This window comes from Rhodococcus sp. ARC_M12 (genome assembly GCF_022810385.1).
Lineage (GTDB): Bacteria > Actinomycetota > Actinomycetes > Mycobacteriales > Mycobacteriaceae > Rhodococcoides > Rhodococcoides navarretei.
In genome coordinates this window covers 166770-190843 of record NZ_JALGQI010000008.1, presented here as the reverse complement: position 1 = coordinate 190843, position 24074 = coordinate 166770, and the positions used below count along the sequence as shown (strand labels likewise).

The window sequence follows — 24074 nt, the reverse complement described above, 5'->3', positions numbered from 1 at the left end:
AGCGAGCTTAGCCCTACCAGCGCGGGCAGGTGTTCTCGAAGCTCGGATCGATACTCTGCATGTATCCGGTGTCGTCACGGTCTCGGATCCCGCAGTCGAGGTACTGCTGATGCAGCGCCGCGAGCGCGTCCTCGTCGATCTCGACGCCGAGACCGGGCCCGGTGGGTACGGCCACCGCCCCGTCGACGAAGTTCAGTACGCCCGGGACCACGACGTCCTCGTGTTTCCACGGCCAGTGCGTATCGCAGGCGTAGGTGAGGTTCGGCGTGGCCGCGGCAAGGTGAACCATGGCCGCGAGGCTGATTCCGAGATGGCTGTTCGAGTGCATCGACAGACCCATCTCGAAGGTCTCGCAGATTTCGGCGAGCAGCCTCGACCGCTGCAGACCTCCCCAGTAGTGGTGGTCGGACAGCACCACCTGCACCGAGTCCTTCAGCACAGCGGGCTTCAGGTGATCGAAAGCGACGACGCACATGTTGGTCGCGAGAGGCATCTTCGCTTCGCGCGCAACCTCGGCCATGCCGTCGAGCCCCGGTGTCGGGTCCTCGAGGTACTCCACGATGCCGTCGAGTTCGGCGGCGACGCGGATGGACGTATCGACGGTCCAGGCAGCGTTGGGGTCGAGCCGAAGCGGTAGCTCGGGAAACGCTTCGCGTAGCGCCTTGATTCCGGCAATCTCCTCGTCGGGTGGAAAGACGCCGCCCTTGACCTTGATGGCCTGGAATCCGTACTCGTCGACCATCTTTCGAGCCTGGCGCACCAGGCCTTCCGGATCGATTGCCTCGCCCCATTCGTCGGGCTCTCGGCCGGGATGCGCTGCCCACTTGTAGAACAGATACGCGCTGAACGGAACCGAGTCCCGAACCTTGCCGCCGAGCAGATCGGACACCGGTCGCCCCAGCACTTTGCCCTGCACGTCCAGGCACGCGATCTCGAACGGGGAGAACACGCGGTCCGTCGTACTGGCCGTGGTGATCATGCCGGCGACGCCGTCTCCGCCGGTGATCGACAGCGTCCCCAGCACGGTAGCGACGGCCTCTCGAATGTCGTTGAGCGCGAACACGTCCAGGCCGGTGATGGCCGTGGCGGCCGCGTCGAGACGATCCAGATGCGCCGTGTCGGCGTACGTTTCACCGAGTCCGACGACGCCGGCATCGGTGTCCAACTGAATGATCGCGCGCAGCGCGTACGGCTGATGCACGCCGACGGTGTTGAGCAACGGAGGATCGACGAAAGCGATGGGAGTGATCCGAGCGCCGGTGATCAGGACCGGTTCTCGCATCAGTGCACCGCGAGCTCGTCGGCCAGCACGGCCCGGCCGGCGGCGACGATTGCGGTGAGCTCCTCGAGGTGCGGCGCGCTGATGTCCACCAGCGGTGGGCGAACCGGTCCGGCCTCGATACCCTCCATCGTCACGCCCGCCTTGATGAGAGCGACGGCGTAGCCGGGAACCTTGTCGCGCAGGCGCACCAGCGGGTGGAAGAACTCGCGAAGCAGTGCGGCAGTGAGCTTGTCGTTGCCGCTGTCGAGTGACCGGTAGAACGCCAGGGCCAGCTCGGGTGCGAACGCGAACGTCGCAGAGGAGTACAGCGTGACACCGATCGCTCGGTACGCCTGCTGGGAGACCTCGGCGGTGGGCAGGCCGTTGAAGAACTGGAAGGGCTTGCCCGACGGTTCCAGGGCGTCCAGTACCGCACGGACGATGCGGCCGACCTGATCGAGATCGCCTGTGCCGTCCTTGAACCCGACGACGGTGGGCAGCTGCGCTACCTCGACGGCCGAGTCCTCGGTGAAGCGGGCGTTGCCACGGTTGTAGACGATCAGCGGCAGATCGGATGCACCGGCAACGGCCTTGGTGTAGTTGACCAGACCGGCTTGCGGCATCGTCACCAGGTAGGGAGGCAGCAGCAGGATGCCGTCGGCTCCGTTGGTCTTCGCGCTCGACGCGAATGCCTTTGCCTGCGCAACGGACCCACCTGCACCGGCGTAGACCGGAACCCGGCCCGCGACGACATCGACTGCGGTGCGCACGATCCTGCCGAATTCCTCGGTCTCGAGGGCATGGAATTCGCCGGTGCCGCAGGCGATGAACACTCCACCGGGTCCGGCGTCGACACCCTTCGCGATGTGAGCGGCCAGCAGGTCGTAATCGACCTCACCGGAAGCGGTGAACGGGGTGACGGGGAAGAACAGGACGCCGTCGAGCATGGGGATCTCCTCGAAAATTAGGTGGGGTGAGTCAGTCTTGGGTGAGCTGGCCGTCGATGCGGCGGAAGATGCCCTCGGGATTTCCGTCGGCGACAGCGCTGGGCAGCAACGACTTCGGTACATCCTGGTAGGAAACAGGGCGTAGGAAACGCTCGATCGCGAGCGATCCGACCGAGGTGGTGCGGGAGTTGGAGGTGGCGGGGAAGGGGCCGCCGTGGACCATCGCGTGGCCGACCTCGACGCCGGTCGGCCATCCGTCGAACAGGATGCGGCCGGCCTTGAGTTCGAGGACCGACAGGAGCTTGCCTGCCTCGGCATGATCGGACTCGTCGGCGTGGACGGTGGCGGTGAGCTGTCCCTCCAACAGTGCGGCGACGTCACGGACCTGCTGTGCATCGGTGCAGCGAACGATGAGGCTCGACGCTCCGAAGACCTCGGCCTGCGCGGCCTCGGAGGTGAGGAACGTATCGGCGTCGGTGGCGAACAGTGCTGCGCGGCAGGCATTCGGGGCGTCGGTGTCCGATCCACGCGCTACCACGGTCACCGCGTCGGACAGGCCGGCGACGCCGTCGGCATAGCTGGAGGCGATGTGCGGGGTCAGCATCGTGGTGGGGGTGGACTCCTGCACCGCGGTGGATGCTGCCTCCGTGAAGGACTGCAGTCCTGCGCCGTCCACGGCGATGACGAGGCCCGGGTTGGTGCAGAACTGGCCCGATCCCATTGTCAGCGATGCGACGAAAGCGCGGCCCAGTTCGGCTCCGCGGGTGGCGAGTGCACCGTCCATGACGAACACCGGATTGATGGAACTCATCTCGGCGTACACCGGGATGGGCTCCCGGCGACCCGCTGCAGCGGCGACGAGAGCTGTTCCACCCGAGCGTGATCCGGTGAATCCGACGGCCTTGATGCGGGGGTCGGTCACCAGCGCGGTGCCGAGTCCGCGACCGGAGCCGAACAGCAGAGAGAAGGTGCCCGAGGGCATTCCGGTGGAGGACACTGCGTCGGCGATCGCACGGCCGACCAGTTCGGACGTCCCCGGATGCGCGTCGTGCGCCTTGACGATCACGGGGCATCCGGCCGCGAGAGCGGAGGCGGTGTCGCCGCCTGCGACGGAGAAGGCGAGTGGAAAGTTGCTGGCTCCGAACACCGCAACCGGTCCCAGCGGAATCTGCCGTTGGCGGATGTCGGCGCGGGGGAGCGGCGTGCGCTCGGGCTGGGCCGGATCGATGCGGGCACCGTTCCAGCTGCCCTCGCGCAGAACAGAAGCGAACAGGTGCAGCTGACCGGTAGTGCGACCGACTTCGCCGGTGATGCGGGCCAGCGGAAGTCCTGACTCGGCTACCGTCCGCTCGATCAGGGTGTCACCGAGAGCGGCGATGTTGTCTGCGATGGTCTCGAGGAACTGTGCGCGGGTCTCCGAGGAGGTGGCCCGATAGTCGGCGAATGCTTCGGCTGCTGCGGCACCGGCCTTCTCGACGTCGGCATTGTCTCCGTGTCCGTAGGCAGGTTCGAGATTCTCGCCGGTGCTGGGGTCGATTCCGTGAATCTGCGTGCCGCCACCGAAGACCGGGGTGCCGGCGATGATCATCCGGCCGGTGAGGTGGGTGGACTGTGTCGTCGACGCTGTCATGGGGTGACTCCTAAGGCTGTGGTGCGGTACATGCGCTGACGCCGAGGCGTGACCTGGCTCATAGCTCACCACGGTAGAAGCCGGATCGATACATGTCCAAGTCTAAAAATGTCGTCTTCGATTCAGTGTCGGTATCGATCGCACTGCCTGGCGCGATGTGGTCGCGGCATCCGCTCTGATACCACTACTGCATCGTTCGATGCGCAGATCGTCTTGGACAGGCATCGATCGGGGGTCCTACTGTCGTCTGTGAGCCGAGTCACCGGAAGTATGTGAGAAAGGTCGGACATGAACGTCCACACCAGCACGCCCGTCGTCACCGATATGCGTGTCATTCCGATTGCCGGCCACGACGACATGTTGTTGAACCTCAGCGGTGCACATGCTCCGTATTTCACCCGCAATCTGGTGGTACTCACGGACTCGGACGGACGAACCGGCGTCGGCGAAGTGCCGGGCGGTGAGGCGATTCGGCAGACTCTCGAGGACGCGCGGGGGCTCGTCGAGGGCCAGGGTATCGGTCGGCACAACGCGGTGCTGGCCGAGATGCGCCGCGCGTTCGCGGATCGTGATGCCGGGGGCCGCGGAGCGCAGACCTTCGATCTGCGGATCGCGATCCACGCTGTGACCGCAGTGGAATCGGCACTGTTGGATCTGCTCGGCCAGCATCTCGGCGTCAGTGTTGCCGCGCTGTTGGGAGACGGACAGCAGCGCGAGAAGGTCCAGGCTCTGGGCTACCTGTTCTTCGTCGCCGATCGGACCAAGACCGACCTCGCCTACCGCAGTGCCGCCGACGAGGCCGCCGGGGCCGACGACTGGATGCGCATCAGGCACGAGGAGGCGATGGACCCCGCAGCGATCGTGCGCCTCGCCGAGGCGGCGCAGGCGCGCTACGGATTTCAGGACTTCAAACTCAAGGGTGGTGCGCTGCCCGCTGCCGAGGAGGCTGCCGCGGTGCGCGCACTGGCCGAGCGATTCCCGGAGGCCCGAATCACGTTGGATCCGAACGGTGGTTGGTTGCTGAAGGACGCGATCGACACCTGCCGCGTGCTGCGTGATGTGCTGGCGTACGCCGAGGATCCAGTCGGCCCGGAGGGCGGTTTCTCCGGCCGCGAGGTGATGACGGAGTTCAAGCGGGCCACGGGATTGCAGACGGCGACCAACATGATCGCCACCGATTGGCGGGAAATGGGACACACCATCAGGTCCGGTGCCGTGGACATCCCCTTGGCCGACCCGCACTTCTGGACGATGGCCGGCTCGGTACGCGTCGCTCAGCTCTGTGACGCGTGGGGCCTGACGTGGGGTTCGCACTCCAACAATCACTTCGACGTCTCTCTCGCCATGTTCACCCATGTCGCGGCGGCGGCCCCGGGCACGATCACCGCCATCGACACCCACTGGATCTGGCAGGACGGGCAACGAGTCACCAAGGAGCCGTTCACGATCGAGGAGGGCTACCTCACCGTGCCCGACAAGCCCGGTCTCGGCGTCGAGCTCGACTTCGAGCAGGTCGACGCGGCACACGAGCTGTACCTGAAGGAAGGTCTCGGCGCCCGCGACGACGCCATCGGGATGCAGTATCTGATCGAGGGATGGACATTCGACAGCAAGCGGCCGGCTCTGGTCCGATGAGTTCCGGTGCGCTGATGAAGATCGTCGTCGGGGATCGCAACATCCTGCCGCACCGCGAGCAGTTCGAGGCGGGATTGCCTATTGGCGCAGAGGTGATCTGGTGCGTGCCGTTCGACGAGGGTCGGGTCATCGACGAACTTGCCGACGCGGACGTGTACGTCGGCGGCAAGTTCAGCGCGGCCATGGGTGCCGCAGCGCCGAAGTTGCGTATGGTGCACGTCGCGGGTGCCGGAACGGACAACGTCGATCGCTCCGGGCTAGGTCCTGATGTGCAGGTGTGCAACACCTTTCATCACGAGCAATCGATCGCCGAGTACGTCGTGGCGGCGACTGTGATGCTGCGCCGACAGTTTCTGCAGCAGGATCGCGCACTCCGCTCCGGTGTGTTCGCTACTGCCGTCTACGACCCGAGCATCGCGCAACCGTTGTCGCTGAGCGGTGCCCGCATCGGATTCGTCGGCTTCGGGCACATCGGCAAGCGAACGTGGCAGCTGTTTCAGGCGTACGGCGCAGTGGGTGCAGCGGTCACCGGGAGTGGTCGGGCTCCGGACGAGGGTCTCCAATGGGTTTCGGGTACAGAGGATCTGGGAGAACTAGCGGACTTCGCCGATGTTCTTGTGGTCTCTGCGCCGTTGAACGAGCGCACCCGCGGCATGATCGGAGTCGAGGAACTCCGCAGGCTCGGCAAGGGCGGAGTTCTCGTCAATGTCGGTCGTGGTCCGTTGGTGCAGGAGCAACCGCTGTTCGACGCATTGTCGCGCAACGAGATTGCCGCCGCTGCGATCGACGTGTGGTATCGCTACCCCGGGCCGGACGGTGTGGGAGAACCGAGTGTGTTGCCGTTTCGCGATCTCGACAACGTGCTGATGACGCCACACTCGTCGGGCGTCACGCACCATACGTTCGTGGGCCGAGTCGCGGATATCGCGTCGAACATCGATGCGCTGGCGGCATCGATAAACCGATAATCGGTGTTGGACCCACATCGGTTGCGTCAAATAGTCTGTGAGACAACGCGAATCGACGACACCAGGAGCCCGAGATGACCATCGCCACAGACAAGCCGACCAGCGGCCTCACCGCCCCGGATGCTGCGATCACCGCACTGGCCGCCGGTGCCGCCAGCATCGATCGCATCGCCGAGGTCACGCTGTCCTCGATCGTGCTACCGCTGAAGAATCCGATCAGCGACGCCAAGGTGCTCACCGGCAGGCAGAAGGCGATGACCGAAGTGGTGTTCTTGTTCGTTGAGATCCGTACCGAACAAGGCCATGACGGAATAGGGTTCAGCTATTCCAAGAGGGCGGGCGGGCCCGCCCAATTTACACATGCCCAGGAGATCGCCCCGGTGCTCATCGGTGAGGACCCGAACGACATCGGCAAGATCTGGACGAAGCTGGTGTGGGCCGGAGCTTCGGTGGGCCGCAGTGGTGTTGCCACGCAGGCGATCGCGGCGATCGACATCGCGCTGTGGGATCTCAAAGCCAAGCGTGCCGGGTTGCCGCTGGCAAAACTGATCGGCTCCTCACGCGATTCGGTGCAGACGTACAACACCTCGGGTGGATTTCTGCACACTCCGATCGAGGAGGTCATGGAGAACGCCGCGATCTCACTCTCGAACGGTATCGGTGGCATCAAACTGAAGGTGGGACAGCCGGATTGGCGCACCGACATCGCCCGGGTCACCGCGGTGCGCGAGTTCCTCGGCGACGACGTCCCCCTGATGGTCGACGCCAACCAGCAGTGGGACCGCCCGACGGCGCAGCGCATGGGCCGAATCCTCGAGCAGTTCGACCTCGTGTGGATCGAAGAGCCGCTCGACGCCTACGACGCAGAGGGACACGCCCAACTCGCTCGTAGTCTCGACACCTCGATCGCGACGGGTGAGATGCTGGCCAGCGTCGGCGAGCACGTGCGCCTCATCGAGGCCGGCTCGGTCGACATCCTGCAACCCGACGCTCCCCGCATCGGCGGCATCACGCAGTTCCTGAAGTTGGCCACACTGGCCGAGCATCACAATCTGCAGCTCGCCCCGCATTTCGCCATGGAGATCCACCTGCACCTCGCGGCGGTGTATCCACTGCAGACGTGGGTGGAGCACTTCGACTGGCTGAACCCGCTGTTCGACGAACACCTCGAAACACGGGACGGACGGATGCATCTGTCTGCGCGCCCGGGACTGGGCTTCACGTTGAGCGAGCAGGGTCGGGCCTGGACCGTGGCGAACGTGGTGGTGCGCTAGCTGGTAGCAGCCCCGGTCACATGGGAAGGATGCGGCGCATGAGCGATCTGGCTGCGGCGACGACGAGCTGCCGATTGTGCGTGTGCACGAACTCGAATCGACGGTCCGCGTCGGCGCAGTCCGTATCGCCCAGATCGCGGGCGATGAGCGCCGAGAAATAGTGCTGACCGACCGCGGTGATCGTCCACTCTCTGGTGAACTCTTCGTTGGGGTCGAGATCTGCTCCGCGGACACCCGGAGCAGGCTCCCCTCCCAGGCCGACGCCCACGGCCGCGACAAATGCATGCTTGGTGGCCAGCCGGGCGTACTGGTCGGCGACGGGCGGGCTGAACCAGCGGGAATGCTGGAAGGTGGACATGAGGGCCAGCGAATCGTTGGTATCGCGGGCGTGGTCCTCGATCTGGCGGGAGATGGCACGAATGAAGGCTTTGGTTCCGATGGACGGGGCCACGAGCTCGAACAGATCCGATGGCAGGTTCGGCACCAGACCGGAGTTCGCAACGGGCTCGCTCAGGATCGACTGCGCACCCGGTGCGGTCCGAACGGACTCGGGCAGGGGGCCAGGCCTTCCTAACAGCCATCCCTGTCCCAGTACCGCGCCGAGCGAGTGAGCGCGGGCGAGGTGTTCGTCGTTTTCGATGCCCTCTGCCAGAACAGTCGCCCCGGTCGCCTCGGAATGCGCTCGTACCGCGGCGATCACGCGCGCCTGCTCTCGACTCGGATCTCGCTGGACCAACGAACGGTCGAGTTTGATGATGTCCGGTGCGACGAACTCGAGCATGGTCATCGTGTCCGGATGCACGCTGATGTCGTCGAGAGCGATGCGGCATCCTGCCCGCCGACCGTCGGCAACCACGGACAACAACACTGCGGGATCGGCCAGCAGTGACCTCTCGGTCAACTCGAGCACCACGGAAAATCGGCCCTCGGCCGCTGCGAACGCGCGCTTGGCACCGTCGGTCGGTCCGGTCGCGGTGTGGGGTTCCACGTTGACGAACAAGCACAGTTCCTGTGCCATCCCTGCAGCGAGTGCCGCGTCGACCGCGCTTGTGCGACACGCCCAATCGAGATCGTCCACCACACCCAGATCTGCCGCCGTCGCAAACACGGAATCCAGGTCCAGTAGGGGCCACTCGGGCCACCGCGCCAGAGCCTCGTACCCGAGGACGGTTCCGGTGCCGAGTTCGATCACGGGTTGGAACACCGGGCGGACAGCGTTCACATCGGCGAGGGCAGAGGCGATCGCCTCGTGCGAGGAACGCTCGCGCACAACGTCGTCCGGCATGAAGGTGTCCTTTTTCGCGATCGAACATTGAGCTTCAGCTCAATTCCGACGTTACCCGCCCGGAGCGAGCTCAGCGCGGAACCGCGGCCGGCTGGGTAGACGAAGAGCCCGGAGCCGATGCGTACGTCATGGCAAGCCGATATCGAGAGCACCGTTCAGCCCATCGTCGTCCGCGCCGACGGACGAATCCCACCACTGCGCGGAGCGCACAGTACTGTTTCTCGAGTGACAGACGCTCACCAGGCATCGCGATGGTCCGCGATCTTTCGACCCACGCCGGTTCGGGTCATGGCGTCCGGCTTTGCGCTCGCCATTGTCTTCGGGGCAGGCGTGCTGCTGATTCCGGGCTCCACCCAGTCCGGGAGTGAGGCCGGAGTACTGCAGGCGTTGTTCACGTCCACCTCGGCGGTCAGTCTGACGGGCCTGATCGTGGTGGACACCCCGGTGTACTGGTCGGGCTTCGGGCAAGGAGTGATACTCGGTCTGATCCAGATCGGTGGATTCGGCATCATGACGATCGCGTCGTTGGTCGGTTTGGTGCTCGCCGACCGAATTGGACTGCGTGGCAGACTCAATGCCGCTGCAGAGGTGCGTACCTCCGGGCTCGGCGACGTTCGCAGCGTTGTCATCGGAGTGTTCCGAACCAGCCTGCTGATCGAGACCGTCGTCGCGATCGCTCTCGCGCTCAGGTTCGCGATCGGATACGGCGAAAGTCCCGGTCGGGCGATCTGGCTCGGTGTCTTCCATTCCGTGTCGGCGTTCAACAATGCCGGATTCGCTCTCTTCAGTGACAGCCTGATCGGATTCGCCACCGACCCGTGGATCTGTGTTCCAGTGATGGTCGCCGTCGTGCTGGGAGGCATCGGCTTTCCGGTTCTGTTCGAGCTGTTCCGGCACGTTCGGCGGCGTCGAGGTCGACAGAGATGGTCGCTGCACACCCGCCTGACGCTCTCGGTCACCGGCGTTCTACTCGTGGCGGGACCGGCGCTGATTCTGTTGCTCGAATGGGCCAGGACTCTGGGCGGCTACGGGATCTGGGACAAAATGCTCGTCGCCACTTTCGCGGGCGTCATGCCGCGCACCGCCGGGTTCAACAGCATCGACTACGCCGATGCCGACAACGCGACTCTGCTGGTCACCGACGTTCTCATGTTCATCGGTGGCGGCAGTGGCGGCACCGCAGGCGGCATCAAGGTCACCACGTTCGCCCTGTTGCTGTTCGTCATCCTCGCCGAAATTCGTGGCGATCGCGATGTGAGTATCTTCGATCGCAGAATCGATCCGCGCGTACAGCGCCAGGCGTTGACCGTGGCACTGATCGGCGTCGCGTTGGTCATGCTCCCGGTCGTCGCGTTGCTGGCGGGCACGGACTTCGACCTCGACGTCCTGCTGTTCGAGGTCGTCTCGGCCTTCGCCACCGTCGGTCTGTCCACCGGCATCACCGCGCAGTTGCCCGGGTGGGGTCAGGTGATTCTGATCGTTCTGATGTATCTGGGCCGCATCGGTTCCATCACCCTGGTCAGTGCCCTTGCTGCCCGCGACCGCGGTCGGCGTTACACGCTCCCCACCGAAAGGCCGTTCATTGGCTAGGAAACCGTCCTCCGAAGTCGTCGTCGTCCTCGGCCTCGGCCGATTCGGCAAATCGCTGGCACTGGAACTGATGGGCCAGGGTGTCGAAGTCCTCGGCATCGACACCGACGAGGCTGTGGTGCAACGTGTCTCGGACCGGCTCACGCACGCCGCAGTGGCCGACACCACAGACGAGGAGTCGTTGCGACAACTGTCGGTGCACGAGTACGACCGCGCAGTCGTGGGCATCGGATCCGATCTCGAGGCGAGTCTGTTGACCGCATCCGCGCTGATAAACCTGTCGGTGTCCCACATCTGGGCCAAGGCGATCAGCAACGCACACGCCAAGATCCTCACCCAGATCGGCGTGCACCATGTGGTCAGGCCCGAGCACGACATGGGCAAGCGCGTCGCCCACCTGGTCCGCGGCCGGATGATGGACTACATCGAATTCGACGACGGTTTCGCCATGATCAAGACCTCTCCACCCACCTCCATCATCGGAAAGAAGTTGGGCGAGAGCGGAATACGTACCAAGCATCGTGTCACCGTCGTCGCGGTCAAGCGTCAGGGTGAGGGATTCACCTACGCCACGGCCGACACGGTGATCGGCGCAGGCGATACCGTCATCGTCTCCGGTCAGGTTCGAGACGCCGAACGTTTCAGTGAGTCGACCTGAGTGATTCCAGCGTCGCGCGTGCTCCTCGCTCCTGCAGAGACGACAGCTGTTTCGTGTACTCGGCGACGAAGCGCTCGTTGTCGATCAGATCGCCGAACACTGAGCGGTTCGCGATGAACGCTGTGGGGTTCTCGCGCTGGCTCTGCGCGATCGGCACCAGCGAGTCCTTCAACTGATCGACGATCTCGATGGGCTCGCCGGCTTCGTCGACGGCCTCGGCGTAGCGAGCCCAACTGGCCACCACTGCGGTGGAGCGGGCGATCTCCCCACCGGTCTCGAGGTTCTTGCGGATGACGGGTAAGAGCCACTTGGGAATTCGATCCGAGGACTCGGCGCACAGACGGGCGACGGTATCGCGAATCTCCGGGTTGGAGAACCGCTCGATCAACGTCTTCTTGTAGTCGGTCAGATCGATGCCGGGGACCGGCTGCAGCGTCGGGGTTGCCTCCTCGTCCATGTAGGCGAGCAGGAAGTCCGCGAACAGCGAATCCTGGCAGACCTCGTGGACGAGGCGATAGCCACTGAGGTAACCGAAGTACGCCAGCGCCTGATGGCTGGCATTGAGCAACCGCAGCTTCATCAGTTCGTACGGGGTGACATCCTCGACCACCTGAACGCCCACATCCTCCAGCGGCGGACGGCCGAGGGTGAACTTGTCCTCCAGCACCCACTGCGTGAACGGTTCGCCCGCGACGGGCCACTGGTCGTCGATCGCATATCGCACCGAAAGCTGTTCGGTCACTTCCGGCGTCGTGACCGGTGTGATGCGATCGACCATCGAGTTGGGGAACGCCCCTTCGGCGTCGATCCAGTCGGCCAATGCCGGGTCCTTCAGGCGTGCGAACGTCGTGAACGTCGACTGTGCCATGTGGCCGTTGCCCTCGATGTTGTCACAGGACATGACAGTGAACGGCGTCATGCCACGTTCCTTGCGTCGGGCCAGCGCCTCGATGACGAGCCCGAATGTCGTTGCGGGTACTGCGCCGTCGACGAGGTCGGCGACGATGGCCGGGTTCTCCGCGTCGAACTCGCCGGTGGTCGCCGAGAAGTTGTAGCCGCCCTCGGTGATGGTGAGCGAGACGATCTTGGTCGTGTCGGCGGCCATCTTCTCGATCACGGCCTCGGCGTCGTCCGGTGCGAACAGGTACTCGACGATGGATCCGATGACGCGGGTGTCCCACGTGCCGTCGGAATGCTTGAGCGCCAACGTGTACAGGCAGTCCTGTGCCTGCATGACGTCGTGCATTCGCCGGTCTCCTGGCATCACCCCGACTCCGCAGATTCCCCAGTCCAGTGCCTGCCCCTGCTGCAACAGGCGGTCGACATACATTGCCTGGTGGGCGCGATGGAAGCCGCCGACACCGAAATGCACGATGCCCACCGTCACTTCGGATCGGTCGTACGTCGGAACTGCGACGTCCTCGATGAAGTCGGCGAGGTTCTGCGAGTTCAGCTTCATGCGTTCGTCTCCTTCGAAAGTCCTGGAATGACTACGGCTTTGATGCTTCCGGGTTGCCTGTCGGCGTTCAATGCATCCTCCACGCCGTCGAGTCCGAACCTCGCCGTCACCATAGCGTCGAGATCCACCATGCCCGACGCCACCAGCGCGCGTGCGATCGGCCATGTGTTGGCATAGCGAAAGACGCCGGTGAGCAGCAACTCTCGGTTCTGGATCACCGAGATCGGCAGTGGGTAGTCCGACCCGCCCATGCCGACGAGGACGACAGTGCCGGCGGGTCGGACCGCGTGAATGCCGTCGATCACGGCTCGGGCCGCACCGGAGGCGTCGATGAAGGCGTCGACCGTCACGGCACGCACGTCCTCGGCGGCGGGGTCGATCACCCGCGTCGCACCGAATCTCTCTGCGTTGGCGCGGCGGGAAGCGTCGATATCGGTGACGATCACCTCGGTGGCGCCGAATGCGCGCGCGACCTGCGCCGTGACGAGACCGACGGGACCCGCTCCTGCGATGAGCACGCTCGAACCGGCGGAGATGCGTGCCTTCTGGGCCGACGCGATGCCGACCGACAGTGGTTCGAAGAGGGCGGCTGCCTCGTCGGAGATGTCGTCGGGGACGTCGTGCGCGAAGGTCGATTGGATCAGCACGTACTCCGCGAGCGCTCCGTCGATGGGCGGCGTCGCGAAGAATTCCATGGCCGGGCACAGGTTGTAGCGACCTGCACGGGATTGTGCGCTGGTGGGATCGGGGCGCTGCGGCTCGATGGACACTCGCTGTCCGATGCGGGTGTCGGAGACTTCGGTGCCCACGGCCACGATGACGCCCGCCGCCTCGTGTCCGAGTACGAGGGGGCCGTCGACCACGTAGTCGCCGATGCGTCCCTCGCGGTAGTAATGCGCGTCGGAACCGCACACCCCGACTGCCGTGACCTGCACGAGGACCTCGTCGTGCGCGGGCGTGGGGACGGGCCGTTCGGCGAGTCGTATGTGCTGCACTCCGGTCAGGACGCTGACCTGCATGGACTGTGGCACGGGTCGCTGCGTGCGAGGGGGTGTTGTGTAGATCACACCTTAATGTTAGCTTAGTGAGCAGATGAACACGAGTTGAGCATCTGCTCACAGCTTGGGAGGCGACATGGATGGATCGAGATCCGATCCAGCGGGGACACAGGCTCCGCGGTCCGGAGAGGACCTCCGCCTGGCTCTGCGCGCCGCGACCATGTACCACCTCGAAGGCGCGACTCAGGCCGAGATCGCCGTGAAGCTCGGCGTCTCGCGGCCGACAGCAGGACGGTTGGTGGCTCGCGCTCGCACCCAGGGGCTCGTGACGATCGAGATCAACGTCCCCGACGATCTGCAGGGCACCGTGCATGCGGACGTCGAGCGCGAGCTCGAAGCGAAGTTCGGACTCACCGAGGTGCTGGTCGTGTCGGACGTCATCGACGGCACGGACACCGGCTACGGGTCCCTGGGTCGTGCGGCAGCGACGTTGCTTTCCCGTCGACTCAAGGATCGTGATGTCCTCGGCTTCACATGGGGACCCGAGACGGTGGCGGTGGCGAGCTCGCTGAAGACTCGAGCCACCAAATGTGCTGCGGTGGTGCAACTCGACGGTTCCATCACCTCGGCCGACTATCAGACCGGTGTCGAGTACACACTCGGACGGTGCGCTGCGTATCTGCAGGCGACACCCATCAGGCTCAACGCGCCGCTGTACGCTGATCAGGCGACTGTCGTTGCGTTGGAGCAGGATTCCGTGATCTCTCGCGCCCTCAAAGCCGGGACCGATGCCGATGTGATGATGTACGGCATCGGTCCCGTTTCCACGTCCACCACGTTGTTCGAGGGCAGCTTCATCGACCTCGATGTGCTCGACGAACTGCGCAGACTCGGCGCGGTCGGTGAGATCGGTGGCCGGTTCTACGACGCGGACGGCAACGACACCGGAGGGTCGCTCCCCGGCCGCACCGTGTCGGTGGGACTCGACGCCATCAGGGCGTGCGACCGGGCCGTGCTGGTCACCGGCGGAAAACGAAAACACGAAGCGCTGCTCGGTGCGCTTCGCGGTGGACTGGCATCGATCCTGGTCACCGACATCGACAGCGCGCGTTGGCTCGTCGATAGATCCACATCAGCGTCGAATGGAAAGGTATCTCAGTGAAAGCTCTACCGAAAGTGGTTGTCGCGACCTCGCTCGCGACGACCTTGGTGCTGTCCGGATGTGCCGGTGCCGGCTCGTTCGGCGGTGACGGTGACGGTACGACGATCACCGTCGCGATCGTCTCGAATTCACAGATGTCCGATGCCATCTCGCTTGCGCCCGAGTTCGAGGCGGAGAACCCGGGCATCAATCTCAAGTTCGTGTCGTTGTCGGAGAACGAGGCCCGTGCCAAGATCACGGCCTCGGTGGCAACCGGCGGCGGTGAGTTCGACGTGGTGATGATCAGCAACTTCGAGACCCCGCAGTGGGCCGAGAACGGTTGGCTCACCAATCTTTCCGAGTACGCCGACGCCACGCCGGGGTACGACGAGGACGACTTCATTCCGACGTTGAAGGAATCGCTGTCGTACGAGGGCAGCATGTACTCCGTGCCGTTCTACGGTGAGTCGTCGTTCCTGATGTACCGCAAGGACCTGATGGAGCAGGCCGGTATCGACATGCCGGCCGAGCCCACCTGGCAGCAGGTGGCCGATGCCGCTGCTGCACTCGACAGCCCCGGACTGTCCGGAATCTGCCTGCGCGGCAAGCCCGGCTGGGGTGAGGTGCTCGCTCCGCTGAACACGGTCATCAACGCGTTCGGTGGCCGCTGGTACGACGAGAACTGGAACGCTCAGTTGAACAGTCCCGAGGTCGTCGACGCCGTGGAGTTCTACGTCGACACCGTGCGCGAGCATGGTCAGGCCGGCGCGGCCACCAGTGGCTTCAGTGAGTGCGGAACGCAACTCTCACAGGGAAATACAGCGATGTGGTACGACGCCACCTCGGCCGTCTCGGTCCTCGAGGACCCGTCGTCGAGCAACGTCGTCGGGCAGATCGGTTACGCCAAGGCCCCGTCGGCGGTCAAGGGCGACAACGGCTGGCTGTACTCCTGGGCCCTGGGAATCCCCAAGACCAGCGAGGCCCCCGACGAGGCGTGGAAGTTCGTCTCGTGGATGACCAGCAAGGAGTACCTGAACAAGGTCGGTAACGAACTCGGTTGGGAGCGTGTGCCTCCCGGAAGCCGTCTGTCGACCTACGAGATTCCCGAGTATGCGGAGGCGTCGGCCGCCTACGGTCAGCTGACTCTCGACTCCATCGACAGTGCCGACCCGAACAACCCCACCGTGGATCCGGTTCCGTACACCGGTGTCCAATTTCTGACCATTCCCGAGTTCCAGGATCTCGGTACCCGGGTCAGCCAACAGATCAGCGCCGCGATCGCAGGACAGATCAGCGTCCAGGAGGCGCTCGACCAATCGCAGCAATACGCCGAAGTGGTCGGCAGGACGTATCAGGAGGACCAGGGATGACCACCACCGAAGAACGGACGGCTCCGACCGAACCGGAGAAGTTCGTACCGCGACCGAGAACGATCTCCAAGGCCGAGGGCTGGCGTCGACGCGGCCCGCTGTTGCCGGCGTTGGTGTTCGCCATCATCGTCACGCAGATCCCGTTCCTGTTCACGCTGTACTACTCGACGCAGTCCTGGAACCTCGTTCGTCCGGGTTCGCGTGAGTTCAACGGTCTGAACAACTACATCGACGTGTTCCGCGACAGTCAGTTCCGCGAGGTCGCGATGAACACCGTGATCATGATCGTGGGAACGGTGATCATCTCGGTGATCCTCGGTCTGGCCCTCGCGTTGCTGCTCGATCGAAAGTTCATCGGACGCAGTCTGATCCGTACGTTGTTGATCACCCCGTTCCTCGTCACCCCGGTGGCCGGTGCGCTGATCTGGAAGACGACGATGTTCGATCCCGTCTTCGGTCTGATCAACTTCGCCCTGAGCCCGTTCGGTGTCGGTGAGATCGACTGGGTCTCGCGGTTCCCCCTGGCTGCGGTCATGACGAACCTGGTGTGGCAGTGGACGCCGTTCATGATGCTGCTGATTCTGGCGGGGCTGCAGTCCATGCCCAAGGACATCGCCGAGGCCGCACGCGTGGATGGGGCAGGCCCGTTCAAGCTCTTCCGTGAGCTGACGTTGCCGCACCTGCGCCGGTTCATCGAACTGGGCACGGTTCTCGGTGCGATCTACCTCGTCAACACCTTCGACGCCGTGTACATGATGACCTCCGGTGGACCGGGAGTCGCGTCGGCCAACCTGCCGTTCTACATCTACCAACGTGCCTTCCTCGGCTTCGACATCGGTCAGGCCGCGGCCATGGGCGTCGTCACCGTGGTGGCAACCATCATCCTCAGCACTCTGGCGCTGAGACTGATCTTCAAGAGCTTCAGCGCAAACGAGGAGGCGGCGTGATGAGCACGGCAACCACGAGCAAGAAGAAGGCCGTCGCGCAGACCTCGGACGGGCAGGAGATTCGTAAGAAGAGCAAGTGGGGACCGGGCACGATCTGGTCCTTCGTTGCCTGGGTGGCCGGTATCGCCTTCTTCTTCCCCGTGCTCTGGATGGTGATCACCGGCTTCAAGCAGGAGGCCGACGCCTACTCCAACCCGCCGAAGCTGCTCTTCACCCCCACCCTCGATCAGTATCGAGGCGTCCTCGAGAGCGGGATCGGCACCACCCTGCTGAACTCGGCGTTCGCGACGATCGTCTCGACGATTCTCGTTCTGCTACTGGGTGTTCCGGCGGCGTTCGCGCTGTCGCTGCGACCGGTCAAGAAGACCCAGGACGTGCTGTTCTTCTTCATCTCGACCAAGATGCTGCCCGTCGTCGCTGTCATCGTGCCGCTGTACGTCATCGTCGGTGACATCGGCATGCTGGACAACATCTGGGCGCTGGTGGTCCTCTACACCGCGATGAACCTTCCTATCGCCGTGTGGATGATGCGTTCGTTCTTCATGGAAGTACCGTCGGAACTGCTCGAGGCCGCCAGCATGGACGGTGCATCGCTGTGGACCTCGGTGCGTGAGGTGATTCTGCCGCTCGTCTCTCCGGGCATCGCGGCGACGTCGTTGATCTGCGTGATCTTCTCGTGGAACGAGTTCTTCTTCGCCGTCAACCTCACTGCTGTTCAGGCCCAGACGATTCCGGTGTACCTCGTCGGATTCATCACCGGCCAGGGCCTGTACTGGGCTCAGCTGTCCGCCGCTGCGACGTTCGCAGCACTCCCCGTCGTCCTTGCCGGATGGTTCGCGCAGAACAAGCTCGTGCGCGGCCTGTCCTTCGGCGCCATCAAATAGGAGAAAGTCTCATGGCTGCAATCACGTACAAGAAGGCATCCTGCGTCTACGAAGGTGCCGATTCGCTCGCCGTCGATTCCCTCGACCTCGAGATCGAGGACGGCGAGTTCGTCGTCCTGGTCGGACCGTCCGGCTCCGGCAAGTCCACGGCCCTTCGTATGCTCGCCGGTCTCGAGGAGATCGACGGTGGCGCAATCGAAATCGGCGGCAAGAACATGGTGGGCGTTCCGTCCAAGGACCGCGACATCGCCATGGTCTTCCAGAACTACGCGCTCTACCCCAACAAGACCGTCGGGGAGAACATGGGCTTCGCGCTCAAGATGCGCGGAGTCTCGCTCGAAGAGCGGACGAAGAAGGTGGCCGAGGCGGCGAAGGTTCTCGACCTCACCGAGTACCTGGACCGCAAGCCCGGCAAGCTCTCGGGCGGCCAGCGTCAGCGAGTTGCCATGGGCCGCGCCATCGTTCGTGAGCCGCAGGTGTTCTGCATGGACGAGCCGTTGTCCAACCTCGACGCCAAGCTACGGGTGCAAACGCGTACGCAGATCGCGGCGTTGCAGCGCAGGCTCGGCACCACGACCGTCTACGTCACCCACGATCAGGTCGAGGCCATGACGATGGGCGATCGTGTCGCCGTCCTTCGTGGTGGCAAGCTGCAGCAGTTCGCCTCTCCCACAGACCTGTACGACAACCCGGTCAACGCGTTCGTCGCAGGATTCATCGGCTCGCCGGCGATGAACCTGATGACGGTGCCCATCGGCTCGGGCGGCGTCCAGATCGGCAAGTTCCTGCTCCCGCTCGAGCGCGACGAGCTGACCAAGCTCGCGAGCCTGGGTATCGACGAGGTCACCATCGGAATGCGGCCCGAGAACCTCGGCATCGTCCACGGCGGCGGCGAGGGCTTCGAGGGCAAGGTCGATCTCATCGAGGAGCTGGGCAGCGAGTCCTACGTCTACGCGCACCTCGACGACCCGAAGGTCAAGGGACTCGACGGCGGACCCGTGTCGTTGGTTGCGCGTTCGGCAGTGCGCGCTCCGGCAAAGATCGGCGAGAGCATCGGCCTGACGCGCCTCGACGGTGCAATCCACCTCTTCCACCCCGAGTCGGGGGAGCGCATCTAACGCTGTCGTTACGCGGCTTTTCGTGCCAGGATCAGTGCCGTCACGAGGGCGGCACCCCAGAGCAGGAAGGTGCCGTCGAAGAACAGGTGTCCGTACTTGACGCTTCGGTTCTCGTCCGAGGCGATCAGGCCGATCACCGCGCCGACGAACGACGCTCCGCCCCACAGGATCAGCAGCACAGAGCCGGGCCAGGATATGCCGAGAATCAACGACGGCAGCCGGGTCCGGTTCCGTGCTGCCAGGCGTGGCCGGTTCAGGTAGGCGAGGGCAGGGAGAATTGCCGCTGCGAGTTTGACCAGTGTGAGCACCAGCAGCGCCGTTCGCGCTGTCTGCGGTTCGGTGTCCACCCACTCTGTGGCGAAGGAGCCGACGGTATCGAGCATCCACCGCCCACCCGCGGCCCAATAGCCGGAGAACGCGGCGTGAACTATTCCCAGTGCACATGCGATCGCAAAGAATCCGATGGTCACGGTGATGGAGGCTAGCCGAGTCGGCACCCCCGTTCAGGGGTAGCGAGGGATTGTTCATCTCCCCTACCGTGGCGGTGATGGGCATCACAGGCTACGGAGGAAACATGGCCGAATCGGCGTACACGGCATTCAGGGACGCACGCGATCTACTGCTCGACACGTACGGCGAGTACGACCGAGCTGTATCGACTTTCGAGTGGCCGTCGTTCGGTGAGACGTTCAACTGGGCGATCGATTGGTTCGATGCGATCGCACGAGACAACGACGGCACTGCGCTGTGGATCGTCGAGGAGGACGGTAGCGAGGCCAAGTACAGCTTCGACGACATCGCGCGTCGCTCCGATCAGGTCGCCAGGTGGCTCGAGCAACAGGGCATCGGCCGCGGCGACTCGGTCATTCTCATGCTCGGCAATCAGGTGGAACTGTGGGAAGCGATGCTCGCGGTGATGAAGCTGGGCGCGGTCCTGATGCCGACCACCACGGCCATCGGATCCGCAGACCTGACCGATCGCGTGGTACGCGGCAATGCCCGCGCAGTGATCGTGAACCCCTCGGACACCGGCAAATTCGACGACGTCCCCGGTGACTACCTGCGTATCGCGACCTCCGCACACGACAGCTGGCTCGATTACTCCGATGCTCGATCCGTGGAGGCCCGGCCGTTCGAGTCCGTCACTGCGCCCGACGACCGCCTGCTGATGTACTTCACCTCTGGTACTACGAGCAAGCCCAAGCTTGTCGAGCACACTCAGATCTCCTATCCCGTGGGGCATCTGAGCACGATGTACTTCCTGGGGCTGCGGCCTGGTGACGTGCACCTGAACATCAGCTCGCCCGGGTGGGCCAAGCACGCGTGGAGTTGCTTCTTTGCGCCGTGGATCGCCGAGGCAACCATCTTCATCTACAACTACGGCAAATTCGACGCGAAGGCATTGCTCGAGCAGATCCGGCGGGCCGAGGTGACCACGTTCTGTGCACCACCGACGGTGTGGCGCATGCTGATTCAGGCCGATCTCGCCGGTGGCGGTGGTTCCCTACGCGAGGCCATCGGTGCCGGTGAGCCGCTCAACCCCGAGGTGATCGCCACGGTGCAGCGGGAGTGGGGTCTGAACATTCGCGACGGATTCGGGCAGACGGAAACCACTGCGCTGGTTGCCAATACACCGGGCGCAGTGCTCAAGTCCGGTTCGATGGGGAGGCCGCTGCCGGGTGTACCGGTGGTGATCGTCGACCCCACCACCGGCGAACTCGCCGACGAGGGCGAGATCTGCCTCGACCTGGCCCAGAATCCGTTCAACCTGATGACCGGCTACCTCGGAGACCCCGAACGCAATGCTGCTGTCATGGCCGACGGCTACTACCACACCGGCGACGTCGCATCTCGGGACTCCGAGGGCTACATCACCTACGTCGGCCGCACCGACGACGTGTTCAAGGCCTCGGACTACAAGATCTCCCCGTTCGAGCTCGAAAGCGTACTCATCGAACACCCCGCCGTGGCCGAGGCCGCGGTGGTTCCGGCCCCGGACGAGACGCGACTTGCCGTCCCCAAGGCGTACGTGGCATTGGCGTCGGGCTGGGAACCCAACGAAGCCACGGCGTTCGAGATCCTCAAGTACGCCCGCGAGCACCTGGCCCCGTTCCTGCGCGTTCGACGTATCGAGTTCTTCGAGCTACCGAAAACCATCTCGGGCAAGATCCGCCGAGTGGAGCTGCGCGCTCGCGAGGACGCAGCCGTGGGTCCACTGGACACCGAGTGGCGTGACGATCAGTTCCCTGCGCTGAAGAGGTGATGTGGCTGTCCACTATTTGCCTGGGGAGGCGGGATCCCGATTCTCGAGGCGAATTGTGGACACTCAGGTCACCTGCCCCAGAACCGTTCGAGGACGCCGAGTACCTCCTCGGAAGCGGCCATCGTTGTCGCGTGGTCGAAGCCGCGAATGACGTGCAATTCGGAGTTCGGAACCAGCGCGGCGGCAGCGCGTGTGTCGTCGAGCCTGGTGCCGTCCTGGCTGCCGACGTAGAACAGCGACGGCTGGGTGAACCGCTGCAACGCCTCGTCGGGTAGGCCGGGGTCGGCGTCGGACGCTCGGATGTACGCGGCCATGGCTCGAGCGTCGTTGGCGGAGAACACCGCTCGCGTTCCGGCGTCGATGGGGAACATGCGGTGGCTGCTCCACACCTCGAGAAAGCCGTCCATGCCGCGCTGCTCCAACACATCTGCGCACCCGGGGAAGAACAGGCGATCGAACGCGCCGGCCTGAGCGCCGTGACTACCGCCGCCGACGGCCAGTGATCGCACTCGCTCGGGCCTCGCCGCGGTCAACGCCAAGCCCGCCCGGGCCCCGAACGAATACCCCAGATAGTCGACGGTGTCGACACCCACCGCATCGAGCACCGCCGTCAGATCGCCGACGATAGTGCTCATCGCATAGGCGTCGGGAGAATGCGGCTTATCGCTGCGGCCGTGCCCACGACTGTCGATCAGAATCAACTGCCGACTGCCACGTAGCGCCTTCACATAGCCGAACGTCCGCCAAATCGTGTGCGTCAGAAAACTGCCGTGCACCATCAACAACGGTGGGCCGGACCCCACCACCGTGTACGCGATCCGTGTTCCATCATCTGCATTCGAGGCGTACTCCACCTCGCGATTGTCTTCCTTCAAGTCCACTCAACGTGACATTGACCCCCACAAAGGCCACCAAATGTCACATTGAGTCCCTACGGGTGGGCGCTTCTTCGGCGGATTCGGCGGACTCGGGGGTCGGGGTGAGGTCAAGAGTGCGGGTGGGAGCGATGGCATCCAGGAACGGTCGATCGTGGCTCGCGATGATCAGCGCACCCTCGAATGTCCCGAGCGCGTCGATGAGGTGTTGTCGGCTGGTGATGTCGAGGTTGTTGGTGGGTTCGTCGAGCATCAGCAGTTTCGGAGCAGGCTCTGCGAGAAGAATTCGTGCCAGTGCCGCCCGCAGGCGTTCGCCACCGGAGAGGGTGGCGACCACGGCGTCGGCGTCGGATCCGCGGAACAGGAAGCGCGCGAGTTGTCCCCGGATCTGTTCGGCGGTGGCGTGTGGTGCAACGTCGGATACGTTCTCGGCGACGGTGCGAGCTTCGTCGAAGACGTCGAGTCGTTGGGGCAGATACTTCCATGGCACCTCTGCCCCGCTGGCGTCCAAGACCCGCAACAGGGTGGTCTTGCCGCTACCGTTCGGTCCGATCAGGGCTATGCGTTCCGGACCCACGACAGTGACATCCTCGTGAGTCAGAACCACTTGGCCGGGATGAACTTTCGTTGCCGGGAGCTCGACGCGAATCTCGCGGTCGTCGCGCAGGAGATCCTCGGCGGCCGACAGTGATGATCGGGCGTCGTCGACGCGGTCGCTGTGGGTTCCGCGAAGTTTGCCGGCTGATTCCTGTGCGGCTCGCTTGCGTCGGCCTGCAAGGATCGGAGGCACGCGCTTCTGCTCTTCCATCTTCTTGCCGAAGCGCAGGCGTCTGTCGAGTTTGATGTGTGTGTCGATCAATTCGCGTTCCTGCTTGCGGACGTCGTTCTTGGCGTCGCGGATAGTTGCCCGTGCCGCCTCCTGTTCTGCGTCGACCACCGAGCGATAGTGCTGATAGTTGCCGCCGAACATGCGCAGCCGCGAGACTCCGCTGCGCTCGGCCCGGACCTCGGCGATGGTGTCGACGCGTTCGAGCAACTCGAGATCGTGAGTACACACGATCAGCACACCCGTGTAGCCGTCGACCACCGTGTACAAGCGTTCTCGCGCAACCTGATCGAGGTTGTTGGTGGGCTCGTCCAACAGCAGTACGTCGGGCTCGGCCAGTAACTCTGCCGTGAGAGCGAGCAGCATGGTCTCGCCGCCCGACAGGGTGCCGACCCGTCGATCGAGGTCATCGAGAGAGCCGACGATGCCGCCGAGTCCGAGCTTGCTCAGCAGTGCCAGAGCGCGTTCCTCGACATCCCAGGCGGACCCGACGATCGCGAAGTCGTCCTCGGTGGACTCCCCGGATTCGATGCGGTGCAGTGCTTTTCGCACGGAATCGATCGCCAGGACCCGATCCACGGGTAGGTCGGGGTCCAGGGCGACGTCCTGACGCAGGTACCCCAAGACGCCCGGCATCGAGATGGATCCTCGCTGCGGAGTCAGTTCCCCGGCGAGCAATCTCAAGAGCGTCGACTTCCCAGCGCCGTTGGATCCGATGAGACCTGTTGTGCCGCTGGGGAAGATGGCCGACAAGGCGTCGAACACGGGGTCGCCGTCGGGCCAGGAGAACGTCAGGTTCGAGACAGAAAGGGAGGATGAATGAGGCATGGGCGCTCCAAAGGTGTGCATGCGGACGATCTGCAGGCGTCTAGAACCTCTGGAAGAGCAATGGCCTCTCCGAATCTGTGGGCAACAAGGCGAGAACCACGCTAGCCCCGAACCCGA

General features: G+C 64.3%; 20 protein-coding genes. 11 read left to right on the top strand and 9 right to left on the bottom strand.

The features are described 5' to 3' along the window. Window positions 1-13: 13 nt before the first annotated feature. The 3 genes from MTX35_RS12475 to MTX35_RS12465 are packed head-to-tail and all read right to left on the bottom strand — an operon-like array spanning window position 14 to window position 3838. Complete coding sequence (locus MTX35_RS12475) at window positions 14-1282, bottom strand: glucarate dehydratase family protein (RefSeq protein WP_374230283.1); 1269 nt, start codon at window positions 1280-1282, stop codon at window positions 14-16. Beyond that, the gene (locus MTX35_RS12470) at window positions 1282-2208 is read right to left on the bottom strand and encodes a 5-dehydro-4-deoxyglucarate dehydratase (RefSeq protein ID WP_243595258.1); all 927 of its coding nucleotides are present in this window, start codon (window positions 2206-2208) and stop codon (window positions 1282-1284) included. Before MTX35_RS12470 ends, MTX35_RS12475 begins: the two co-directional genes overlap by 1 nt. Before the next feature lie 31 nt (window positions 2209-2239). Beyond that, on the bottom strand, window positions 2240-3838 hold the full coding sequence (locus MTX35_RS12465) for an aldehyde dehydrogenase (NADP(+)) (protein WP_243595257.1): 1599 nt from the start codon (window positions 3836-3838) through the stop codon (window positions 2240-2242). A 288-nt stretch (window positions 3839-4126) separates the two neighbouring features. Here MTX35_RS12465 and MTX35_RS12460 point away from each other — a divergent pair, with 288 nt between their 5' ends. The 3 genes from MTX35_RS12460 (at window position 4127) to MTX35_RS12450 (ending at window position 7715) form a co-directional block, all read left to right on the top strand. Continuing rightward, window positions 4127-5473 carry an enolase C-terminal domain-like protein gene (locus MTX35_RS12460; protein ID WP_243595256.1) on the top strand — a complete coding sequence of 449 codons (1347 nt, stop codon included), beginning with the start codon at window positions 4127-4129 and terminating at the stop codon, window positions 5471-5473. Between the two features lie 14 nt (window positions 5474-5487). Further along, on the top strand, window positions 5488-6441 hold the full coding sequence (locus MTX35_RS12455; protein ID WP_243595334.1) for a 2-hydroxyacid dehydrogenase: 954 nt from the start codon (window positions 5488-5490) through the stop codon (window positions 6439-6441). Between the two features lie 74 nt (window positions 6442-6515). Then, window positions 6516-7715, top strand: coding sequence for a mandelate racemase/muconate lactonizing enzyme family protein (locus MTX35_RS12450; protein WP_243595255.1), 1200 nt, complete (start codon window positions 6516-6518; stop codon window positions 7713-7715). Between the two features lie 16 nt (window positions 7716-7731). Here MTX35_RS12450 and MTX35_RS12445 read toward each other — a convergent pair whose 3' ends face one another. Further along, window positions 7732-9000, bottom strand: coding sequence for an EAL domain-containing protein (locus MTX35_RS12445; protein ID WP_243595254.1), 1269 nt, complete (start codon window positions 8998-9000; stop codon window positions 7732-7734). A 288-nt stretch (window positions 9001-9288) separates the two neighbouring features. On the opposite strand from MTX35_RS12445, the gene MTX35_RS12440 reads away from it, so the two are divergent. After that, on the top strand, window positions 9289-10590 hold the full coding sequence (locus MTX35_RS12440; protein WP_243595333.1) for a TrkH family potassium uptake protein: 1302 nt from the start codon (window positions 9289-9291) through the stop codon (window positions 10588-10590). Then, window positions 10583-11248 carry a TrkA family potassium uptake protein gene (locus MTX35_RS12435; RefSeq protein WP_243595253.1) on the top strand — a complete coding sequence of 222 codons (666 nt, stop codon included), beginning with the start codon at window positions 10583-10585 and terminating at the stop codon, window positions 11246-11248. Before MTX35_RS12440 ends, MTX35_RS12435 begins: the two co-directional genes overlap by 8 nt. Here MTX35_RS12435 and MTX35_RS12430 read toward each other — a convergent pair. After that, window positions 11232-12707: a mannitol dehydrogenase family protein gene (locus MTX35_RS12430; RefSeq protein WP_243595252.1), complete on the bottom strand. Its 1476-nt coding sequence runs from the start codon at window positions 12705-12707 to the stop codon at window positions 11232-11234. The two genes, MTX35_RS12435 and MTX35_RS12430, sit on opposite strands and share 17 nt — an antisense overlap. Continuing rightward, window positions 12704-13726: an NAD(P)-dependent alcohol dehydrogenase gene (locus MTX35_RS12425; RefSeq protein WP_243595332.1), complete on the bottom strand. Its 1023-nt coding sequence runs from the start codon at window positions 13724-13726 to the stop codon at window positions 12704-12706. Before MTX35_RS12425 ends, MTX35_RS12430 begins: the two co-directional genes overlap by 4 nt. Before the next feature lie 115 nt (window positions 13727-13841). Here MTX35_RS12425 and MTX35_RS12420 point away from each other — a divergent pair, with 115 nt between their 5' ends. From MTX35_RS12420 to MTX35_RS12400, 5 genes are read left to right on the top strand one after another with little or no spacing between them, the layout of a single operon-like run. Next, window positions 13842-14867, top strand: a complete 1026-nt coding sequence (locus MTX35_RS12420) for a sugar-binding transcriptional regulator (RefSeq protein WP_243595251.1) — start codon at window positions 13842-13844, stop codon at window positions 14865-14867. 14 nt (window positions 14868-14881) lie between these two features. Beyond that, window positions 14882-16216, top strand: coding sequence for a sugar ABC transporter substrate-binding protein (locus tag MTX35_RS12415; protein ID WP_243595331.1), 1335 nt, complete (start codon window positions 14882-14884; stop codon window positions 16214-16216). Then, window positions 16213-17163: a carbohydrate ABC transporter permease gene (locus MTX35_RS12410; protein WP_243595250.1), complete on the top strand. Its 951-nt coding sequence runs from the start codon at window positions 16213-16215 to the stop codon at window positions 17161-17163. The genes MTX35_RS12415 and MTX35_RS12410 overlap by 4 nt, the downstream gene beginning before the upstream one ends. Beyond that, entirely contained in the window at window positions 17163-18047 is an 885-nt protein-coding gene (locus MTX35_RS12405; RefSeq protein WP_243595249.1) for a carbohydrate ABC transporter permease, read from the top strand. Before MTX35_RS12410 ends, MTX35_RS12405 begins: the two co-directional genes overlap by 1 nt. Before the next feature lie 11 nt (window positions 18048-18058). Further along, window positions 18059-19165 (top strand): ABC transporter ATP-binding protein, encoded by a 1107-nt coding sequence (locus MTX35_RS12400; RefSeq protein ID WP_243595248.1) that lies wholly within the window; start codon window positions 18059-18061, stop codon window positions 19163-19165. 8 nt (window positions 19166-19173) lie between these two features. Here the strand turns inward: MTX35_RS12400 and MTX35_RS12395 are convergent, their stop codons facing one another. Further along, window positions 19174-19635 carry a DUF3995 domain-containing protein gene (locus MTX35_RS12395; RefSeq protein WP_243595247.1) on the bottom strand — a complete coding sequence of 154 codons (462 nt, stop codon included), beginning with the start codon at window positions 19633-19635 and terminating at the stop codon, window positions 19174-19176. 104 nt (window positions 19636-19739) lie between these two features. On the opposite strand from MTX35_RS12395, the gene MTX35_RS12390 reads away from it, so the two are divergent. Continuing rightward, entirely contained in the window at window positions 19740-21428 is a 1689-nt protein-coding gene (locus tag MTX35_RS12390; RefSeq protein ID WP_243595330.1) for an AMP-binding protein, read from the top strand. 68 nt (window positions 21429-21496) lie between these two features. Here MTX35_RS12390 and MTX35_RS12385 read toward each other — a convergent pair whose 3' ends face one another. Then, on the bottom strand, window positions 21497-22309 hold the full coding sequence (locus MTX35_RS12385) for an alpha/beta fold hydrolase (RefSeq protein ID WP_374230282.1): 813 nt from the start codon (window positions 22307-22309) through the stop codon (window positions 21497-21499). 37 nt (window positions 22310-22346) lie between these two features. Beyond that, entirely contained in the window at window positions 22347-23957 is a 1611-nt protein-coding gene (locus MTX35_RS12380; RefSeq protein ID WP_243595246.1) for an ABC-F family ATP-binding cassette domain-containing protein, read from the bottom strand. Window positions 23958-24074 lie beyond the last annotated feature (117 nt).